The 17971-nt window shown below is 51.6% G+C and carries 15 protein-coding genes and 1 other annotated feature (1 of these 16 only partly in view); all 15 genes read right to left on the bottom strand.

Going from position 1 to position 17971, the window contains the following annotated elements; genetic code table 11:
• Window positions 1-34: 34 nt before the first annotated feature.
• The 15 genes from rplB to rplJ all read right to left on the bottom strand — a co-directional run bounded on the left by rplB (window position 35) and on the right by rplJ (window position 17752).
• Window positions 35-865: a 50S ribosomal protein L2 gene (gene rplB / locus ACFFSY_RS26580; protein ID WP_148933626.1), complete on the bottom strand. Its 831-nt coding sequence runs from the start codon at window positions 863-865 to the stop codon at window positions 35-37.
• Window positions 866-934: 69 nt separating this feature from the next.
• Complete coding sequence (gene rplW, locus ACFFSY_RS26585; RefSeq protein WP_148933625.1) at window positions 935-1225, bottom strand: 50S ribosomal protein L23; 291 nt, start codon at window positions 1223-1225, stop codon at window positions 935-937.
• Window positions 1225-1848, bottom strand: coding sequence for a 50S ribosomal protein L4 (gene rplD, locus ACFFSY_RS26590; RefSeq protein WP_377499860.1), 624 nt, complete (start codon window positions 1846-1848; stop codon window positions 1225-1227). The genes rplW and rplD overlap by 1 nt, the downstream gene beginning before the upstream one ends.
• Before the next feature lie 27 nt (window positions 1849-1875).
• Window positions 1876-2499, bottom strand: coding sequence for a 50S ribosomal protein L3 (rplC, locus tag ACFFSY_RS26595; RefSeq protein ID WP_377499862.1), 624 nt, complete (start codon window positions 2497-2499; stop codon window positions 1876-1878).
• Window positions 2500-2536: 37 nt separating this feature from the next.
• Window positions 2537-2845 (bottom strand): 30S ribosomal protein S10, encoded by a 309-nt coding sequence (gene rpsJ, locus ACFFSY_RS26600; protein WP_005544556.1) that lies wholly within the window; start codon window positions 2843-2845, stop codon window positions 2537-2539.
• 405 nt (window positions 2846-3250) lie between these two features.
• Window positions 3251-4441: an elongation factor Tu gene (tuf, locus tag ACFFSY_RS26605; RefSeq protein WP_183604331.1), complete on the bottom strand. Its 1191-nt coding sequence runs from the start codon at window positions 4439-4441 to the stop codon at window positions 3251-3253.
• A gap of 130 nt (window positions 4442-4571) precedes the next feature.
• Complete coding sequence (gene fusA / locus ACFFSY_RS26610) at window positions 4572-6650, bottom strand: elongation factor G (protein ID WP_377499865.1); 2079 nt, start codon at window positions 6648-6650, stop codon at window positions 4572-4574.
• A 77-nt stretch (window positions 6651-6727) separates the two neighbouring features.
• Window positions 6728-7198 (bottom strand): 30S ribosomal protein S7, encoded by a 471-nt coding sequence (gene rpsG, locus ACFFSY_RS26615; protein WP_377499867.1) that lies wholly within the window; start codon window positions 7196-7198, stop codon window positions 6728-6730.
• Window positions 7199-7264: 66 nt separating this feature from the next.
• Complete coding sequence (rpsL, locus tag ACFFSY_RS26620) at window positions 7265-7684, bottom strand: 30S ribosomal protein S12 (protein ID WP_377499869.1); 420 nt, start codon at window positions 7682-7684, stop codon at window positions 7265-7267.
• 132 nt (window positions 7685-7816) lie between these two features.
• Entirely contained in the window at window positions 7817-8047 is a 231-nt protein-coding gene (locus ACFFSY_RS26625) for a ribosomal L7Ae/L30e/S12e/Gadd45 family protein (protein WP_377499871.1), read from the bottom strand.
• Between the two features lie 277 nt (window positions 8048-8324).
• Window positions 8325-11924 (bottom strand): DNA-directed RNA polymerase subunit beta', encoded by a 3600-nt coding sequence (gene rpoC / locus ACFFSY_RS26630; RefSeq protein WP_446686137.1) that lies wholly within the window; start codon window positions 11922-11924, stop codon window positions 8325-8327.
• Between the two features lie 192 nt (window positions 11925-12116).
• On the bottom strand, window positions 12117-15680 hold the full coding sequence (gene rpoB, locus ACFFSY_RS26635) for a DNA-directed RNA polymerase subunit beta (RefSeq protein ID WP_377499875.1): 3564 nt from the start codon (window positions 15678-15680) through the stop codon (window positions 12117-12119).
• A gap of 377 nt (window positions 15681-16057) precedes the next feature.
• On the bottom strand, window positions 16058-16657 hold the full coding sequence (locus tag ACFFSY_RS26640; RefSeq protein ID WP_377499877.1) for a class I SAM-dependent methyltransferase: 600 nt from the start codon (window positions 16655-16657) through the stop codon (window positions 16058-16060).
• Between the two features lie 164 nt (window positions 16658-16821).
• A complete protein-coding gene (gene rplL / locus ACFFSY_RS26645; protein ID WP_148933615.1) occupies window positions 16822-17181 on the bottom strand; it encodes a 50S ribosomal protein L7/L12 in 360 nt (119 codons plus the stop codon).
• A 73-nt stretch (window positions 17182-17254) separates the two neighbouring features.
• The gene (gene rplJ, locus ACFFSY_RS26650; protein WP_377499879.1) at window positions 17255-17752 is read right to left on the bottom strand and encodes a 50S ribosomal protein L10; all 498 of its coding nucleotides are present in this window, start codon (window positions 17750-17752) and stop codon (window positions 17255-17257) included.
• Window positions 17753-17810: 58 nt separating this feature from the next.
• Window positions 17811-17971 (bottom strand) — a sequence feature (ribosomal protein L10 leader region) (it continues 12 nt past the right edge of the window).

Raw genomic sequence — 17971 nt, forward strand, 5'->3', positions numbered from 1 at the left:
TAACCTGCGTCACGCGGCAGCTTCAAAGCAATGATTACTTCGTGCGACGACGAATAATGTATTGGCTCGATGCTTTTTTCTTCTTGCGCGTTTTGTAGCCGAGAGTTGGTTTGCCCCAAGGCGACATAGGCGATTTGCGTCCGATTGGAGCACGGCCTTCACCACCACCGTGTGGGTGATCGTTCGGGTTCATGACGACGCCGCGAACTTCAGGACGCTTGCCGAGCCAACGGGAACGACCAGCTTTACCGATTTTCACGAGTTCGTGATCTTCGTTGCCAACAGAACCGATTGTCGCGCGGCACTTCTTCAGGATGCGACGAACTTCGCCGGAGGAAAGACGGATCGATACGTACTCGGATTCTTTACCAAGAAGCTGAGCTTCCGTACCAGCTGCACGAACCAGCTGGCCACCTTTGCCAGGTTTCAGTTCGATGTTGTGGATAACCGTACCAACCGGAATGTTTTCCAGTGGAAGCGTGTTGCCGATTTTGATGTCAGCGCCAACGCCGGATACGATTTGATCGCCAACTTTCAAACCTTTAGGAGCGATGATGTAGCGTTTCTCGCCGTCCACGTAGTGGATCAGAGCGATGTTGGACGTACGGTTCGGATCGTATTCGATCGTCGCGACGTTTCCTACGATACCGTCCTTGTTACGTTTGAAGTCGATAATCCGGTATTTGCGTTTGTGGCCGCCACCATGATGGCGAACCGTGATTTTGCCTTGGTTATTGCGGCCTGCTTTTTTGAAAAGCGGCGCAAGAAGCGATTTCTCCGGTGTGCTTGTCGTGATCTCTTCGAACGTCGAGACGGACATTGCACGGCGAGCCGGGGAAGTCGGTTTATACTTCTTAACTGGCACTTCGATTCCCTCCTTACCGTTGTCTTAAGGGGCTAGGCGGCCGATGCGTGTAACGCTCCGCCCAGTTCCTTATACCGATTCAAAAAACTCAAGCTCGTTGCTGTCAGCCGACAGTTGAACGATTGCTTTTTTCCATTCGGACGTGTATCCGCTGTGGCGACCATAACGCTTCGGTTTAGCCGGCATACGCAGCGTGTTTACGCTCGAGACTTTTACTTTGAAGATTTGTTGAACGGCTTCTTTGATTTCCGTTTTGTTTGCACGGATATCCACTTCGAAGACGTAACGCTTATTCGCCATAAAGTCGCTTGTTTGCTCCGTAATAATCGGGCGCTTGATAATATCGCGTGGATCCTTCATTACGCAAGCACCTCCTGTACTTTCGCTACAGCCTCTTTAGTGATGATGAGCTTATCGTGAACCAGTACGTCCAGAACATTAATGCCTTCAGCTGCTACAAACTTAACACCTGGGATGTTGCGTGCGGACAATGCTACGTTATCTTCGTAGTTAGCCGTTACAACAAGTGCCTTGCGTGCAACTTTCAGGTTGTTCAGGATGGCTGCGAATTCTTTCGTCTTCGGCGAAGCCAGTGTAAGTTGATCCAGAACGATAATGTCATTCGCAATCACTTTGGAAGAGAGAGCGGATTTAATCGCCAGACGGCGAACTTTCTTAGGAAGTTTGAAGCCGTAAGTACGTGGCACAGGACCAAATACAGTACCGCCGCCAACCCATTGCGGCGAACGAATGCTACCTTGACGTGCACGACCCGTACCTTTTTGTTTCCAAGGTTTACGGCCGCCGCCACGAACTTCGGAGCGTCCTTTCGTCTTATGTGTTCCTTGACGTTCAGCAGCTTGTTGAAGCAGAACCGCGCTGTGCAGAACGTGTACGTTCGGCTGAATTCCGAACACGCCTTCCGCCAGCTCAAGCTCGCCCACTTTAGAGCCGCTCACATTCAATACTTCTACTGTTGGCATTGCTAGTTCCTCCTTTCTTTATGACGATTATTTCTTCACCGTAATTTTCACTTTAACCAAGCTGTTTTTCGGGCCTGGTACGGAACCTTTTACGAGGAGCACGTTACGCTCAGCGTCAACGCGTACAACTTGCAGGTTCTGAATTGTAACTGTTTCGTGACCCATATGTCCTGGAAGGTGTTTGCCTTTAGGAACGCGGTTCGCTTGAATCGAACCCATCGAACCTGGACCACGGTGGTAACGCGAACCGTGCGCCATAGGACCGCGGCTTTGACCCCAACGTTTGATGTTACCTTGGAAGCCTTTACCTTTGGATACTGCCGTTACGTCAACAAATTCGCCCTCCGCGAACAGGTCAGCCTTAATCACTTGGCCAACTTCATACTCACCGAGATTAATTCCGCGAATTTCGCGAACGTAGCGCTTAGGAGCCGTTCCAGCCTTCTTAGCATGGCCGATAGCCGGTTTTGTTGCATTTTTCTCTTTCTTATCGGAGAAACCAATTTGGATCGCTTCGTAGCCATCGTTCTCTTGGTCTTTCTTTTGCAGGACGACGTTCGGGCCAGCTTCGATTACCGTTACCGGAATTACGTTGCCTTCAGGCGTGAACACTTGCGTCATGCCGAGTTTTTTCCCTAAGATACCTTTCATGTTGACACCTCTTTTCTTATCCTGTTTCCGTTATGCTTTACAGCTTGATTTCGATATCTACACCGGATGGCAGATCGAGACGCATCAGTGCATCAACCGTTTGCGGCGTTGGGTTAACAATATCGATCAGACGCTTGTGTGTGCGCATTTCGAATTGTTCCCGAGAATCCTTGTACTTGTGTACCGCACGCAGAATGGTGATGATTTGCTTCTCAGTCGGAAGCGGAATCGGACCCGACACGCCTGCACCGGAACGTTTCGCAGTTTCCACAATTTTCTCTGCGGATTGATCAAGAATTCTGTGATCGTATGCTTTCAAGCGAATACGAATCTTTTGCTTTGCCATTGTAGTTCCCTCCTTCTATCGCCCAATTTAGTATCGGACATACTCCGTGAGAAAAACTCGACACGCTCCTCATGGCAAAGGAGCCGGGTGTGTCAACAACCTCTCACATCATCGCAACGTCACAGACCAACAGAAAATATTATATCTAATCTCTAGGGCAAATGCAACAAAAATGTTGGGCTGCCGTGTATTTTCTGATCTTACTTGGTCATGATGGTTTGTCGTTCTCAGCTGTCCATAAAATGGGGTGAGTTTTGCTTCTACTTTTATAGAAGAAACTCACATTTGACCATCATACCATTGTTGACCTGGGTTGCGCTAGTTATACGCCCCGTCCTTTGTTTGCCAAACAAAAAGACCCTCACATGTGAGGGTCTTTGCGAAAGCGGCTGATGCCGCTATTCCTTATTTTTGGATCGTTGCTACTGCGCCAGCGCCTACAGTACGGCCGCCTTCGCGGATTGCGAAGCGAGTACCTTCTTCGATCGCGATTGGCGAGATCATTTCAACCGTAACTGTGATGTTGTCGCCTGGCATAACCATCTCTGTGCCTTCTGGCAGGTTGATGATGCCCGTAACGTCAGTTGTACGGAAGTAGAACTGTGGACGGTAGCCTGTGAAGAAAGGCTTGTGACGGCCACCCTCTTCTTTAGTCAGGACGTAGATTTGAGCCGTGAAGTTCGTGTGTGGTTTAACGGAGTTTGGCTTAGCCAGAACTTGACCACGCTCGATGTCTTTACGGTCAACGCCACGAAGCAGTGCGCCGATGTTGTCGCCAGCTTGAGCGGAGTCAAGCAGCTTACGGAACATCTCAACACCCGTACATACGGATTTGCGAGTTTCTTCAGCCAGACCAACGATTTCAACCTCGTCGCCAACTTTAACTACACCACGCTCAACGCGGCCAGTTGCAACCGTACCACGGCCAGTGATCGTGAATACGTCCTCGACAGGCATCAGGAATGGCTTGTCAACGTCACGCTCTGGAGTTGGGATGTACGTGTCAACTTGCTCGAACAGTTCAACGATTTTATCAGCCCAAGGACCATCTGGGTTTTGCAGCGCTTCACGAGCTGCACCACGGATGATTGGCGTGTCGTCGCCTGGGAACTCGTATTCGTTAAGAAGGTCGCGAACTTCCATCTCAACCAGCTCGAGGAGCTCTTCGTCTTCAACCATGTCGCATTTGTTCAGGAATACGACGATGTAAGGTACGCCTACTTGGCGGGAGAGCAGGATGTGCTCGCGCGTTTGTGGCATTGGACCGTCAGCTGCGGATACAACGAGGATCGCGCCGTCCATTTGTGCTGCGCCTGTGATCATGTTTTTAACATAGTCGGCGTGGCCTGGGCAGTCAACGTGAGCGTAGTGACGGTTAGGCGTCTCATACTCAACGTGTGCTGTGGAGATTGTGATACCGCGCTCGCGCTCTTCTGGAGCTTTGTCGATTTGGTCGAATGCGATTGCCGCACCGCCGTATTTCTTGGAAAGAACCGTTGTGATGGCAGCAGTCAGTGTTGTTTTACCATGGTCGACGTGACCGATAGTACCGATGTTAACGTGCGGTTTATTACGTTCAAATTTAGCCTTAGCCATTGAACTGTTTCCTCCTTAATAAAACGGAATTGTTTTATATGTTTAGTGGTCGGAGTCGGCTGCCGGTTAAGGTCAGTCTACCTACCGACCAAAGGACAACTTATGATACGGCTCGTCTAAGACGTTACGCTTACGCGTTGCCTTTCGACTTGCTGATGATCTCTTCGGAGATCGAACGTGGTACTTCTTCATAGTGCGAAAGCTCCATGGAGAATACGCCACGACCTTGCGTACCGGAACGAAGCGTCGTCGAGTAACCGAACATCTCAGCGAGAGGTACCTTAGCACGAACGATCAACGAACCGTGCTTCGTATCCGAACCTTCGATGCGGCCACGACGGGAGCTAAGCATACCCATTACGTCGCCCATGTACTCTTCTGGAACGCTTACTTCAACTTTCATGATTGGCTCAAGCAGAACCGGAGCACATTTCTCTTTCGCTGCTTTAAGCGCCATGGAACCTGCGATTTTGAACGCCATCTCCGAGGAGTCAACGTCATGGTAGGATCCATCGAATACAGTTGCTTTGATGTCAACGAGCGGGAATCCTGCAAGGACGCCGTTCTTCATCGACTCTTCAATACCAGCTTGGATTGGAGCAATGTATTCGCGCGGAATCGATCCGCCAACCACTTTGTTCTCGAATTTGAAGCCTTCGCCAGCTTCGAGTGGCTCGAACTCAACCCAACAGTGACCGAACTGGCCACGGCCGCCGGATTGGCGAACGAACTTACCTTCCACTTTCGCAGCCTGTTTAAACGTTTCACGGTAAGCAACTTGTGGTTTACCAACGTTTGTTTCGACTTTGAATTCGCGAAGCATACGGTCAACGAGGATTTCCAAGTGAAGCTCGCCCATGCCTGCAATGATTGTCTGGCCAGTCTCTTCGTCCGTATGAGCACGGAACGTCGGATCCTCTTCAGACAGCTTCTGCAGAGCGATACCCATCTTGTCCTGGTCAGCTTTCGTCTTAGGCTCAACCGCGAGCTGGATAACCGGCTCAGGGAAGTTCATCGACTCAAGGATAACCGGGTTTTTCTCTTCGCAGAGCGTGTCGCCCGTTGTTGTATCTTTCAGACCTACCGCAGCCGCGATATCACCGGAGTAAACATCGCTGATCTCTTGACGGCTGTTAGCGTGCATCTGAAGAATACGACCGATACGTTCACGTTTGCCTTTGGTCGAGTTCAATACGTACGAACCGGAGCTCAAAACGCCGGAGTATACGCGGAAGAACGTCAACTTACCGACATACGGGTCAGTCATAATTTTGAACGCCAGCGCCGAGAACGGTTGGTCGTCTGCCGATTTGCGAGTTGTCTCCGTGCCATCTTCAAGGGTACCCTTGATGTCCGGAACGTCGATTGGCGCTGGCAGATAGTCTACAACCGCGTCGAGCATAAGCTGAACGCCTTTGTTGCGGTACGAGGAGCCTGCAACGACTGGGAAGATCTTAACTTCAACTACGCCTTTGCGCAGTGCAGCTTTGATTTCTGGAATCGTGAGTTCTTCACCTTCCAGGTATTTCATCATAAGCTCTTCGTCCAGTTCCGCAACTTTCTCTACCAATTCCAAACGAAGCTCTTCGACTTTGTCTGCCAAGTCCGCAGGAATTTCGCCTTGAATCGGGTCTTTGCCCAGATCGTCTTTGTAAACATAAGCGACACGCTCAATGATGTCGATTACGCCTACGAAGTCGTTCTCAGCACCGATAGGCAATTGGATTGCGACAGCATTCGCTTGCAGACGCTCGCGCATGTCTTTTACGACATTGAGGAAGTCTGCGCCGATGATGTCCATTTTGTTCACGTATGCGATCCGTGGAACGCCGTAGCGATCCGCTTGACGCCATACGGTTTCGGACTGAGGCTCAACGCCTTCTTTTGCACTGAAAACCCCTACAGCCCCGTCCAATACACGCAGGGAACGTTCAACTTCAACGGTGAAGTCAACGTGCCCCGGGGTGTCGATGATATTGATGCGGTGACCCTTCCATTGAGCAGTCGTCGCGGCAGACGTAATCGTGATGCCGCGCTCTTGTTCCTGCTCCATCCAGTCCATCGTCGCTGCACCTTCGTGCACCTCGCCGATTTTGTGGGTACGGCCTGTGTAGAACAGGATCCGTTCGGTCGTCGTCGTTTTACCAGCATCGATATGCGCCATGATCCCGATATTACGTGTATCTTTCAAGGAGAACTCTCTTGCCATGATCTCGTCTCCTTTCGATTTTGCGAATTATCAGGCCGCCTGCGCTCGCATAAGCAAGCGCAAACCACACTGAAATTCTACCAGCGATAGTGAGCGAATGCTCTGTTCGCGTCTGCCATTTTGTGCGTGTCTTCGCGCTTCTTCACTGCTGCGCCAGTGTTGTTCGACGCATCGATGATTTCAGCCGCCAGACGCTCTACCATTGTTTTCTCGCCGCGGTTACGCGAGTAGTTCACGAGCCAACGGAGACCAAGAGTAGTGCGACGCTCTGGTTTAACTTCAACCGGTACTTGGTAGTTGGAACCGCCGACACGGCGAGCCTTAACTTCCAGAACTGGCATGATGTTTTTGATTGCTGCTTCAAATACTTCCATCGGATCTTTACCCGTGCGCTCGTTAATCAGGGTGAACGCATCGTACAGGATCGTTTGGGCAACGCCGCGCTTGCCGTCGATCATGATACGGTTGATCAAACGAGTTACGAGTTTGCTATTGTACAGCGGATCCGGCAGAACGTCACGTTTAGGTACTGGACCTTTGCGTGGCATGAGGGTGCCCCCCTTTCTCAATTATTCACTTCGTTCGTTATTGCGATACCCTTATCGGGTTATCTCTTACTTCTTAACTTTCGGACGCTTCGTACCGTATTTGGAACGAGCTTGTTTCCGGTTGTTTACGCCTGCAGTATCGAGCGCACCGCGAACGATATGGTAACGTACACCCGGAAGGTCTTTAACACGGCCACCGCGGATCAGTACAACGCTGTGTTCTTGCAGGTTGTGTCCGATACCTGGGATGTAAGCCGTAACCTCAACGCGGTTCGTCAGACGAACACGAGCATATTTCCGGAGTGCGGAGTTTGGTTTCTTCGGCGTCATCGTACCTACACGTGTGCAAACACCGCGTTTTTGCGGAGCGCTGATGTCGGTAGCTTCCCGTTTCAGTGCGTTAAATCCTCTTTGCAATGCCGGCGATTTCGATTTTACTACTTTCGCTTGACGGCCTTTGCGTACCAGCTGGTTAATTGTTGGCATGCTGCCACCTCCTTCCCATAATCAAAAACAAGTAAAACTTCGGCTTTATTTTAAGCCCACAGACCCAGGCGGTTCATAAAGAAGCAAACGAAAGTTTCTACCAGACTCTCATCCAGTAAAAACGAAAGTTCTTTATTCGATTTCCGGTATAACGGCCGCCATGGCAGCCCCGACTTCAATGCCACAGGTTACCCCGAGACTCTTCATCGATTCGACCCAGGTAATCGGCACGCCCGCCGTTTCGCAAAGTCGGACAATGCTGTCCTTCATTCGTGGATCCGCGTCTTGCGCAACGTAGACTTCGATAGCCTTGCGCTGCTCGACCATCTTCGTCGTCTGTTTACTGCCAATTATATATTGCATGGATTCCCTTCCTTCCAATCCTCTCGATACCATCTAAGGCGGCGATTATATGGTTGGTTGCTCTTACAGGGGTCATGCAAAATGGCACACTACGACATATTAGCATTCCGCCCAGCCTTATGTCAAGCTTGTTCGGAGATATTATTCTTTCAAGCCTGTCCTGCATTCGCTAGCATTCATGCCGACAGGGTTAAGAGCAACCGAACACGCTGATTTAGCCAGCTGGTGTCCGGCATGCTCTTCCTGCCTACTCAGAAATTGGCACGATACTCGACTGTTAAGACTCTACGGAAACCGCTTCGGTCTCCAATGTATCATCCAAACCTTCCGTCTCGTCTTCCATTCCTGCAAAACGAATGCTGCGGTAACGGTTCATGCCCGTACCTGCAGGAATCAGTTTGCCGATGATGACATTCTCTTTCAAGCCGAGCAGCTGGTCGACCTTGCCTTTGATCGCCGCGTCCGTAAGAACGCGAGTGGTCTCTTGGAAGGACGCCGCGGACAAGAAGGAGTCGGTCTCGAGCGACGCTTTCGTAATACCGAGCAGCACTGGCTTAGCGACAGCCGGCTCTTGGCCGGACAGAATCGCATCGCGGTTAGCCGCTTCGTATTCATGCATGTCGACGAAAGCACCAGGCAGAAGCGGCGTATCACCCGCATCGACGATACGGATTTTGCGAAGCATCTGCTTGATCATGACTTCGACGTGTTTGTCGTTGATTTCTACGCCCTGGTTCCGGTAAACGCGCTGAACTTCCTGAAGGATGTAGTTCTGCACGCCGCGAATGCCTTTGATGCGCAGCATCTCTTTCGGGTCGATCGAACCGTCCGTCAGCTCGTCGCCAGCTTCAAGCTGTTGACCTTTGACGACACGGATACGGGAACCGTAAGTGACCGCATAGACTTTGCTTTCCGCTTCGCCCTGTACTTCGATCTCGCGACGGTCCTTCGCTTCACGGATGTCTTTGACGACCCCGTCGAACTCGGTAATGATCGCTTGACCTTTCGGATTACGCGCTTCGAAAAGCTCCTGGATACGCGGCAAACCTTGCGTAATATCATCGCCGGCAACACCGCCGGTATGGAATGTACGCATCGTGAGCTGCGTTCCCGGCTCGCCGATCGATTGCGCCGCGATAATGCCGACCGCTTCGCCGATCTCGACGAATTTGCCTGTCGCCAGGTTACGGCCATAGCACTTCTTACATACGCCATGACGCGCGCGGCAGCTCAATACGGAACGAATTTGAAGACGCTCGATACCAGCTTCGATAATCGCTTCCGCCTTGTTGGAATCGATCAATTCGCTGCGGTGTACGATAACTTCTCCGGTTTTCGGATTACGGACCGTTTCGAACGAATAGCGGCCTTCGATACGATCGTACAGATCCTCGATAACCTCTTTGCCATCCTGAATCCGGCTTACGGCAAAACCTTTATCCGTACCGCAATCGTCTTCGCGAACGATAACGTCTTGCGCAACGTCAACGAGACGACGAGTCAAGTAACCCGAGTCCGCTGTACGAAGGGCCGTATCGGCAAGACCTTTACGGGCACCGTGCGTGGAGATGTAGTACTCCAAGACCGTCAGACCTTCGCGGAAGTTCGATTTGATTGGCAACTCGATAATACGGCCGGATGGGTTGGCCATCAGTCCCCGCATACCGCCAAGCTGCGTAATCTGGGATTTGTTACCCCGTGCTTTGGAATCGACCATGAGCATGATGGAGTTGTAGCGATCCATCGATTTCATGAGGATATCCGTGATTTTGTCTTTCGTCTGACCCCAAATGCCGATAACGCGGTCATAACGTTCTTCATTGGTAATCAAACCGCGACGGTATTGATTCGTAACCACTTTGACTTTCTCTTCGGATTCTTTGAGAACCTCGAATTTCTCTGGCGGTACGATAACGTCGGAGACGGCGATTGTAATACCGGCACGCGTCGAATACGTAAAGCCGAGCTGCTTGATCCGGTCAAGGGTCACAGCTGTAAGCGTCGTGTGGTAAATACGGAAGACTTCGGCAATGATGTTGCCCAAGTAATCTTTACCTACCGCAGGCGCGATCGGCAGATCGTTCATGAACTTCTGCAGATCGGTACCTTTTTCGTACACAAAATATTTGTCCGGCGTACCATGAAGCAGGTTGAACTTCGTTGCTTCGTTAATGTACGGGAAGGTATCCGGGTAAATTTCGTTAAAGATGATCTTGCCGACCGTCGTGCTGATCATCGAGTTCTGCTGCTGTTCCGTAAACGTCTTCTTCTTCAGCACGCGAACCGGTACGAATACGCGGGCATGCAAGGAGACGATGCCACGTTGGTACGCGGAGATCGCTTCGTTCACGGTTGCGAACACGGAGCCGCTGCCTTTGGCTTCCTTGTTGTCCATCGTCAGGTAGTAGCTGCCGAGAACCATATCCTGGGACGGCGTTACGACAGGCTTACCGTCTTTCGGGTTAAGGATATTGCCGGATGCGAGCATGAGCAAACGGGCTTCCGCTTGAGCTTCAGCAGACAACGGAACGTGAACGGCCATCTGGTCACCGTCGAAGTCGGCGTTATATGCCGTACAGACGAGCGGGTGAAGCTTAATGGCGCGACCTTCGACCAGAATCGGTTCGAACGCCTGGATGCCGAGACGGTGAAGCGTAGGGGCACGGTTAAGAAGAACCGGGTGCTCCTTGATAACTTCTTCAAGAACGTCCCAAACTTCGGCGCTGACGCGTTCGACTTTGCGCTTCGCGCTCTTGATGTTGTGCGCCAGACCCTTGTTGACCAGTTCTTTCATGACGAACGGCTTGAACAGCTCGAGCGCCATCTCTTTCGGAAGACCGCATTGGTACATCTTCAAGCTTGGTCCGACAACGATAACGGAACGGCCGGAATAGTCAACGCGCTTACCGAGCAAGTTCTGACGGAAACGACCTTGTTTACCTTTCAGCATGTGGCTGAGAGACTTGAGCGGACGGTTGCCTGGGCCCGTTACCGGACGACCGCGACGACCGTTATCGATCAAGGCGTCTACGGCTTCCTGTAGCATCCGTTTCTCGTTCTGCACAATGATGTCTGGCGCGCCCAGGTCAAGCAGGCGCTTCAAACGGTTATTCCGGTTGATCACGCGACGATACAGGTCATTCAAGTCGGACGTTGCGAAACGGCCGCCGTCCAGCTGAACCATCGGACGAAGCTCCGGCGGAATAACCGGCAGCACATCGAGAATCATCCATTCCGGCATGTTGCCGGAGTTACGGAATGCCTCGATGACTTCCAGACGCTTAATCGCCCGGTTACGACGTTGGCCCTGAGCGGTGCGAAGATCTTCTTTGAGCGTCTCTAACTCGCGTTCAACGTCGATGTCTTGAAGCAGCTTCTTGACTGCTTCCGCACCCATGCCCGCTTGGAATCCGTAGCCGTATTTCTCACGGTAGCTGCGGTATTCTTTCTCGGAGAGAAGCTGTTTCTTCTCGAGCGGCGTATCACCTGGATCCGTCACCACATACGATGCAAAATAGATGATCTCCTCAAGCGAGCGAGGCGACATGTCGAGCGCCAGACCCATGCGGCTTGGGATGCCTTTGAAGTACCAAATATGCGAAACGGGCGCTGCCAGTTCAATGTGGCCCATCCGTTCGCGGCGTACCTTCGCGCGCGTAACTTCTACGCCGCAACGGTCGCACACGACGCCTTTATAACGTACGCGTTTGTATTTGCCGCAATGGCACTCCCAGTCCTTCGTCGGCCCGAAGATTTTCTCGCAGAACAGGCCTTCCTTCTCTGGTTTCAGCGTCCTGTAGTTGATCGTCTCGGGTTTCTTGACTTCACCGCGGGACCAAGAACGGATTTTGTCCGGAGACGCCAATCCGATTTTCATGTACTCGAAGTTGTTCACGTCCAACAAGGAGCAACCCTCCTTCGTTATGGTTCACTTGTTGCAGACAAGCGATGATTGAAAGGCGTTATACTTTAATGCCGGAAAAATCCGTGATCTGATCGTTATCAAATCACGGATCTTCTCGCCTCCAGCAAGAGGCTCGGCGTTGTTATTTCAACGAAACAGGCTATATTACTCGGCTCCGACTTCGGCACCTTCGAGATTGAGGTTCAGCTTGTCGCCTTGGCCGTCGTCCTCGTCGTCGATTTCTTTCATTTCGATCTCTTCTTCGTTCTCTGTCAGGATCTTAACGTCCATGCCGAGCGATTGAAGTTCTTTGATCAAAACTTTGAACGACTCCGGTACGCCAGGCTCCGGCACGTTCTCCCCTTTGACGATCGATTCGTACGTCTTCACCCGGCCGACCACGTCGTCGGATTTGACGGTAAGAATCTCTTGCAAAGTGTATGCCGCGCCGTAGGCTTCCAGTGCCCAAACTTCCATCTCGCCGAAACGCTGGCCGCCGAACTGAGCTTTACCACCCAGCGGTTGCTGCGTAACGAGCGAGTAAGGGCCTGTCGAACGAGCATGGATTTTGTCGTCGACCATGTGCGCCAGTTTGATCATATACATGACGCCGACGGTTACTTCGCGCTCGAACTCTTCGCCCGTGCGTCCGTCATACAGAACTGTCTTACCGTTGCGCTGCATGCCGGCTTCTTCCATCGTATCGAACACGTCGTACTCGCGCGCGCCGTCGAATACCGGCGTTGCCGCGTGGAAGCCGAGATACTTACACGCCATGCCCAAGTGAACCTCGAGCACCTGACCGATGTTCATACGGGATGGTACGCCCAGCGGGTTAAGAACGACTTCAACCGGTGTGCCGTCCGGCAGGAACGGCATATCTTCTTCCGGCAGAATACGCGCGATGACACCTTTGTTACCGTGACGTCCGGCCATTTTATCGCCTTCGGAGATTTTACGCTTCTGAGCGATATAACAACGAACGAGCTGGTTAACGCCCGGAGGCAGCTCATCGCCGTTCTCGCGGGTAAATACTTTCACATCGACGACGATACCGTCCGTACCATGCGGTACGCGCAAACTTGTATCACGAACTTCGCGTGCTTTCTCGCCGAAGATGGCATGGAGCAAACGCTCTTCCGCCGTCAGCTCGGTCACGCCTTTAGGCGTTACTTTACCGACGAGGATATCGCCCGCGCTGATCTCCGCGCCGACGCGGATGATGCCGCGTTCGTCAAGGTTGCGCAGCGCCTCTTCGCCGACGTTCGGAATGTCGCGCGTGATTTCTTCCGGCCCAAGCTTCGTGTCGCGAGCTTCGGACTCGTATTCCTCGATGTGGATGGACGTGTACACGTCTTCCTTAACGAGCTTCTCACTCAGCAGGATCGCATCCTCGTAGTTGTAACCTTCCCATGTCATGAAGGCAACGACGACGTTGCGGCCCAGCGCCAATTCACCTTTCTCGGTGGAAGGACCGTCGGCGAGAATATCGCCTTTCTTGACGACCTCACCCTTCTGGCAGATCGGACGCTGGTTGATGCACGTGCCTTGGTTGGAACGCATGAACTTGTGCAACTTGTGTTTCACAAGATCACCCGTAACCGGCTTGCCGTCCACAAGTTCCATGCGACGCAGCCAAATCTCGTTCGCCGTGACACGCTCGATAACACCATCATGCTTGGCTACGACGCACACGCCGGAGTCCTTAGCCGACTTATGCTCCATGCCCGTACCGACAAACGGCGCCTTCGGAATGAGAAGCGGCACCGCTTGCCGCTGCATGTTCGAACCCATGAGGGCGCGGTTGGAGTCATCGTTCTCGAGGAACGGAATGAGCGCTGTCGCGACGGACACGACCTGCTTCGGCGATACGTCCATGTAATCGACGCGTTCACTTGGCATCGTCAGAATGTTATCGGCTTGCTTGTTATATCGAACGATAACCATATCGTCCGCGAACTTGCCTTCTTCGGTCAGTATCGCGTTCGCCTGCGCAACAACATAGTTATCTTCTTCGTCTGCTGTCAAATAAGCGATTTGCTCGGTTACAATCCCAGTCTTCGGATCGACCCACCGGTAAGGTGCTTCGATAAAGCCATATTCATTGATCCGCGCAAAAGTCGACAAGGAGTTAATCAGACCGATGTTCGGTCCCTCTGGCGTCTCGATCGGACACATCCGCCCATAGTGCGAGTGATGGACGTCTCGAACTTCCATGCCCGCGCGTTCGCGTGTCAGACCGCCTGGTCCGAGTGCGGAGAGACGGCGTTTGTGCGTCAGTTCCGCGAGCGGATTCGTTTGGTCCATGAACTGCGACAGCTGGGAGGAGCCGAAGAACTCTTTAATCGATGCAATAACCGGACGAATGTTGATCAGTGCTTGTGGCGTGATCGCATTCGCGTCCTGAATGGACATGCGCTCGCGTACGACGCGCTCCATACGGGACAAACCAATCCGGAATTGGTTCTGCAGCAATTCGCCAACCGAGCGCAGACGACGGTTACCCAAGTGGTCGATATCGTCCGTGCTGCCGATGCCGTGCAGCAGGTTAATGAAATAGTTGATCGATGCGATAATATCGGCAGGCGTGATATGCTTCACACTCTTGTCGATCGTACCGTTGGCAATGATCTTCGTCACTTTGCCATCCTCGACCGGCGAGAATACGTTAATTGCTTGGAGTGGAATACTATCCGCATCCAGAACACCGTTCGCAACATGATAGGTTTTGAAACCTACGTTGTTCTCCAGATACGGAAGGATTTCATCCAACAACCGGCGATCGATCATCTGGCCAGCCTCGGCGAGGATTTCGCCCGTGGACGGATCAACGAGCGTCTCAGCCAAACGTTGATTGAACAAACGGTTTTTGATGTGGAGCTTTTTGTTTATTTTATAACGACCGACATTCGCGAGATCGTACCGCTTAGGGTCGAAGAAACGCGCAACGAGCAAGCTCTTCGCGTTATCGAGCGTTGGCGGCTCACCCGGACGGAGACGTTCATAAATCTCTATGAGCGCTTTCTCTGTCGAATCGGTGTTGTCTTTATCGAGCGTGTTGCGGATATATTCGTCATGACCGAGCAGATCAAGAATCTCCGCATCCGTACCGAATCCGAGCGCGCGCAGCAATACCGTTACCGGAATTTTGCGCGTACGGTCGATACGAACATAGATGATGTCCTTCGCATCGGTCTCCAGTTCGAGCCAAGCACCGCGGTTCGGAATCACTGTTGCGCCATATGCACGCTTGCCGTTTTTGTCCAGTTTCGTACTGAAGTACACGCTAGGCGAGCGAACCAATTGGCTGACGATAACCCGTTCCGCACCATTGATGATGAAAGTTCCGGTTTCGGTCATCAGCGGAAAATCGCCCATGAACACTTCTTGCTCTTTGACTTCGCCCGTTTCTTTGTTAATCAACCGAACTTTGACGCGCAGCGGAGCCGCGTAAGTAACGTCACGTTCTTTTGATTCATCGACGGAGTATTTTGGTTCGCCAAGCGAATAGTCGATAAACTCGAGCATCAGGTTGCCTGTAAAATCCTGAATCGGCGAGATGTCTTGGAAAAGCTCAAGCAAGTCCTTCTCCAAAAACTTCTCGTACGATTTTTGTTGGATTTCAATCAGGTTCGGAACTTCGAGCACTTCGCTGATACGAGCATAGCTTCTGCGCGTGCGCCGACCATACTGAACAAGTTGTCCTGCCAACTTAACCTCACCCCTCATGTCTACTTCACAGAAATGAACGCGACATATTTCCGGCAGGCGCAATCCCTCGCAGTTCAACGCGCCGCGAGCTTTACCCTTGCCGGAAACGATGTGCAGCATGCAAATTCTGATCCAATAAAGAAAAGCCCTTATCGAAGATTTCGAAAAAAGAGCGCGCTTCCGTCAGTCCCCTTCCACGCAAATGCGCGAAAGTCTCATATCAAGTAATTTTGCCCAAAATGTAAACATTATACGTCATTCACGAGAAATCTATTCATGTAAATTTCCGCTTGACATTTTAGTCAACTAAAGAGATTGAGCCCATTTTATACTGACATTTTATAATGATATCACATCAGCCATATGAAGTCAACATATTACCAACGGCACTCAAATTATTCCTTGACAGCTTTCAAAATCCGAAATCCCTTATCTTTGGTCACTTCTTCGACATTGCCGAACACAGCCGCAAGCTTCGCCTCCGCCGATGGCGCGCCTTGTTTCTTCTGAATGACGACCCACATCGAACCGCCAGGCTTCAACAAACTCGCGCCTTCTTCCAAAATACGATGCACGACGGCTTTGCCAGCGCGAATCGGAGGATTCGTTACGAGGATATCGAATTGGCGAGCCCCCACCGCTTCGAACAAATCACTCTGTAGAATCGTCGCGTTCGAGATTTGATTCAGCTTGGCATTCTCCCTAGCTAACTCAACGGCCCGCTCGTTAATATCCACCATCGTAACATGTCCCTCTACGGCCAGTCTGGCTAACGTCAGCCCGATAGGTCCGTAGCCACAGCCCACGTCGAGCACTTCTGCATTGGACGGCACGTCCACGTTGTCGATGAGCACGCGGCTCCCGTAATCAATACCCGTTTTCGAAAATACGCCAGCATCCGTCATAAAGCGGAACTTGAAGCCGCGTAGTACGGTTTCATGCATTTGCCGATCATGTTGGGCCGTCGGCGTCTTCTCGTAATAATGATCCGCCACGAGATATCCTCCACTTTCCATATTCGTTCAAAACGATAAACGTTCGTCGTAACAGCGTTGTCGGTTACCGGTATGGCGAACGTTTATAGCCATGACCGTTTCAATAAAGCGAACCCCCTGAAGCCATAGCTTCAAGGGGTTCGACCGTACGCGTTGGCGTGTTATTACTTCACTTCTACGGAAGCGCCAGCTTCTTCGAGTTTCGCTTTAACCGCTTCTGCTTCTTCTTTGCTTACTTTTTCTTTCAGCGCTTTAGGAGCGTTGTCAACGAGGTCTTTCGCTTCTTTCAGGCCAAGACCTGTGATTTCGCGAACGACTTTAATAACGTTGATTTTGGAAGCGCCAGCGTTGTTGAGGATAACGTCGAACTCAGTTTGCTCTTCAACTGCTGCTGCGCCGCCTGCTACTACTGCAACTGGAGCTGCAGCTGTAACGCCGAATTCTTCTTCGATTGCTTTAACGAGATCGTTCAGTTCAAGAACGTTCATGCCTTTGATGGCTTCAAGGATTTGCTCTTTGCTCATGGTTGAACCTCCATAAATTTGGTTTATTTTTGGTCATGCCGCGGCATTGCTGCACTGGCATTGTTTTTGTTTCTTAAGCTTCTTTTTGCTCTGCAACAGCTTTAACCGCAAGGGCGAAGTTGCGCATAGGAGCTTGGAGTACGCTGAGGAGCATGGAGAGCAAGCCTTCGCGGGAAGGAAGTTCTGCCAATGCTTTGATTTGGTCCGCGTTGTAGATTGCACCATCTACCACGCCACCTTTCAGTTTCAGCGCGTCGTTCTTTTTTGCGAAGTCGTTCAAGATTTTTGCCGGTGCTACGGCATCGTCTTTACTGAACGCGACAGCAGTTGGACCCGTCAGAACGTCGTCCAGTTGCGTCAGCTCTGCGTTAGCAGTCGCGCGGCGAACAAGCGAGTTTTTCAGAACTTGAAACTCAACGCCTGCTTCGCGCAATTGCTTGCGGAGCTCGGTTACTTGCGCAACGTTCAGACCGCGGTAGTCTGCCACTACAGTAGCAGCGCTCTCGCGCAGTTTCGACGTAATCTCATCAACGGCTTGTTGTTTGCCTTGGATGATCTTTGCGTTTGCCAAACTGTACACCTCCTATAAGATTGTGAGGCATCCCGTGTAGCGACAATTCCTTCTTCCTCGATGCATGAGAAAGGCCTTCGCTTCTTGCAAGTAGCGAAGGCCATGACGGTCTGTTCACTGTATTCGAACCTTGCGATCCAAATCCAATACAAACGCTTTATCATAACACCTCGGTAGGAAATTAAGCCTGCAAGAGGCACCTACTGTCTACGGTATGCA

Source organism: Paenibacillus aurantiacus, from assembly GCF_042431225.1.
Classification (GTDB): domain Bacteria; phylum Bacillota; class Bacilli; order Paenibacillales; family Paenibacillaceae; genus Paenibacillus_Z; species Paenibacillus_Z aurantiacus.

Excerpts from the sequence above, each read along its gene's own strand:
- fusA (WP_377499865.1), bottom strand. The coding sequence starts at position 6,650 with ATGGCAAGAGAGTTCTCCTTGAAAGATACACGTAATATCGGGATCATG.
- ACFFSY_RS26625 (WP_377499871.1), bottom strand. The coding sequence starts at position 8,047 with ATGCAATATATAATTGGCAGTAAACAGACGACGAAGATGGTCGAGCAG.
- rplL (WP_148933615.1), bottom strand. The coding sequence starts at position 17,181 with ATGAGCAAAGAGCAAATCCTTGAAGCCATCAAAGGCATGAACGTTCTT.
- rplC (WP_377499862.1), bottom strand. The coding sequence starts at position 2,499 with ATGAAAGGTATCTTAGGGAAAAAACTCGGCATGACGCAAGTGTTCACG.
- rpsG (WP_377499867.1), bottom strand. The coding sequence starts at position 7,198 with ATGCCACGCAAAGGTCCAGTACCTAAACGTGACGTTCTGCCGGATCCG.
- rpsL (WP_377499869.1), bottom strand. The coding sequence starts at position 7,684 with ATGCCAACAATTAACCAGCTGGTACGCAAAGGCCGTCAAGCGAAAGTA.
- tuf (WP_183604331.1), bottom strand. The coding sequence starts at position 4,441 with ATGGCTAAGGCTAAATTTGAACGTAATAAACCGCACGTTAACATCGGT.
- rpsJ (WP_005544556.1), bottom strand. The coding sequence starts at position 2,845 with ATGGCAAAGCAAAAGATTCGTATTCGCTTGAAAGCATACGATCACAGA.
- rpoB (WP_377499875.1), bottom strand. The coding sequence starts at position 15,680 with ATGAGGGGTGAGGTTAAGTTGGCAGGACAACTTGTTCAGTATGGTCGG.
- rpoC (WP_446686137.1), bottom strand. The coding sequence starts at position 11,924 with ATGAAAATCGGATTGGCGTCTCCGGACAAAATCCGTTCTTGGTCCCGC.
- rplW (WP_148933625.1), bottom strand. The coding sequence starts at position 1,225 with ATGAAGGATCCACGCGATATTATCAAGCGCCCGATTATTACGGAGCAA.
- rplD (WP_377499860.1), bottom strand. The coding sequence starts at position 1,848 with ATGCCAACAGTAGAAGTATTGAATGTGAGCGGCTCTAAAGTGGGCGAG.